Origin of the sequence: uncultured Paraglaciecola sp. (assembly GCF_913058035.1) — a bacterium.
GTDB lineage: Bacteria > Pseudomonadota > Gammaproteobacteria > Enterobacterales > Alteromonadaceae > Paraglaciecola.
In genome coordinates, this window is the sequence record NZ_CAJXPA010000344.1 from 1 (window position 1) to 2,073 (window position 2,073).

Genomic DNA, 2,073 nt, shown 5'->3' on the forward strand with positions numbered 1-2,073 from the left:
GCCTATCTGCCGTCAGTGATGTTGAAAATACTATTACTCGGTTATGCCTAGGGTCTGATTAGTATTCGCCGCATTGCCGAGGCCTGATGATATGTGATAAAGAGAATTTAATCGGCCATAACATGTTTACCATTGATGCCGGAGGGCCGGCCCGATGCAAGATAAAGTCAAATGCCAGTAAAGAATGGAGCGGTACATTTGAAGAGCTTGAGCGTAAAAAAAACGAAATTAGAGCGGGCCAGCAAACGTATTATTGAGCGTCATCAATCGCAAGACGGTTTAGGTGAAGAGGAGGTTGCACATGATTTACAAAAAAAATAAAAGTTGGATAAAAGCGCTGAAAAAATCACAATGTTCTTAGCCACTCACCAAGAGAAAACAGGCAGTAAAGGTAAGCCGGTTAAAAGTAATATTACCGACCCAGATAGCGCGAAGATGACCACATCAAAAGGGACTATTCAAGGGTACAACGTGATAGCGATAAACGATGACAAACACCAAGTAATACTCCAAGCCCACACCTGGGGCTCAGTGGGAGAGCAACAAACACTGCAGCCAGCCATTGAACAACTTTACCAGCAAGTGGATAAACTCAATGCTACAAAAAACAATAATGATAAAGCACAGGAAGCCACCACAAAATTCACTGCGGACAGTGGTTTTAACAGCGAAGATAACTTAGTCTTTATGGCCAGTAGCGGCTTTGATACTTACATCGCTGACACTCAATTTAGAAGCAGGGATCCACTGTTTAAAGAAAGCGAAACCTATCACACAGAAAAAGAAAAACGGCGTCTAAAAAGGCGAAATGGCAAACCGAGACTCTTTACCTCACAAGACTTTCATTACGATAAAAATAAGCAGACCTGTCGTTGTCCTGCAGGCAACCTGATGTGGTGTAGTGGTAATAACGTAAAGAGTAACAACAAAAAATACACCCGATTCGGCGGCTATTTAAAAGACTGTAAAACCTGTCCCTTACAAGAGCAATGTATGCGTAAGTCGCCGACTGAAAGAGGGCGGCAAGTACAGTTCTTAAACGACGAGTCACGAAAACGGCTGAGTTATAGTGACAAGATGAAAATCAAAATAGACAGTCCGATGGGACGACGACAATATTCAAAACGGCTGGGATGTATAGAGCCAGTGTTCGGTAACATCACCACCAATAAAGGCATGAACAAACTGACCTTACGAGGCCAAGTTAAGGTGAACGCGCAATGGCAACTGTATTGCCTTATTCATAATATAGAAAAGCTGCAAAATACAATGCATTAAGAAGGGTAACCCCCTTGCACCCTCAATAAAGCCACCAAAACCTCGTCTAAACGCCCCTAAAACAACACTAAATCACTATTTTTAATATTGAAGGTCAAATTAAGTAATCGATTGAATCGAGTTATGAACTCAGATATCGTTCGTTGAATAACTAAAAAATTTAAAACGGGTTAATCTATAGCCCGTTATACAACTAAGGATAGAATATGGATATCATCACAATCATTCACGTTACTCTTGCTGTCACCGCCACTATAAGTGGGGCTATCGTTATGTCCCGTAAGAAAGGTGACATTTTTCATACTAAATTGGGCAAATTATTTGTAGCGAGTATGGTATTTGTAAATATTACAGCATTCGCTTTTTTGCCTAAATATGGTTTTACTATTTTCCAGCCTCTCGCTCTATGGAACTTGGTTTGGGTAATTTGTGGCTATTATTATGCGGCTAAAAAACCAAATAAAAATTGGCTAATTAACCATTTTTATTTTATGACATATGCTTATGTAGGTGTTGTGGCAGCGGCAGTTGCCAGAATTCCTTTAAGCTTTGGCTTTTTTCCTTACGAATCCGCTTTTATTGCAATAGCGTTTGTTTTTGGTATTTCAGTTTATGTTATCGAAAAACAAGGAAAGAAGTTACGCGCTATCGGTGTATAACAAGCAAATCAACAGGACTAAATACAGCTGTTTTTTTCGCTACGCTCAAGTTTAGCCAACTATATTTAGCCCGTTATTTGGGCGTTAGTAGCCCTATCCGTTATTCAATGTGGCTACTGGTAATTGGGTACGCAAA

Annotated in this window: 3 protein-coding genes; all 3 read left to right on the forward strand. The window is 40.2% G+C overall.

The annotated features are described in order from the left end of the window. The first annotated feature begins 171 nt into the window (after positions 1-171). Positions 172-321: a hypothetical protein gene (locus QZ562_RS21110; protein WP_293764708.1), complete on the forward strand. Its 150-nt coding sequence runs from the start codon at positions 172-174 to the stop codon at positions 319-321. Positions 322-324: 3 nt separating this feature from the next. Next, the gene (locus QZ562_RS21115; protein WP_293764711.1) at positions 325-1,278 is read left to right on the forward strand and encodes a transposase; all 954 of its coding nucleotides are present in this window, start codon (positions 325-327) and stop codon (positions 1,276-1,278) included. Positions 1,279-1,484: 206 nt separating this feature from the next. After that, entirely contained in the window at positions 1,485-1,937 is a 453-nt protein-coding gene (locus QZ562_RS21120) for a DUF2306 domain-containing protein (protein WP_293764713.1), read from the forward strand. Positions 1,938-2,073 lie beyond the last annotated feature (136 nt).

Coding starts and splice junctions, on each gene's coding strand:
- QZ562_RS21120 (WP_293764713.1), top strand. CDS start 1,485: ATGGATATCATCACAATCATTCACGTTACTCTTGCTGTCACCGCCACT.
- QZ562_RS21110 (WP_293764708.1), top strand. CDS start 172: ATGCCAGTAAAGAATGGAGCGGTACATTTGAAGAGCTTGAGCGTAAAA.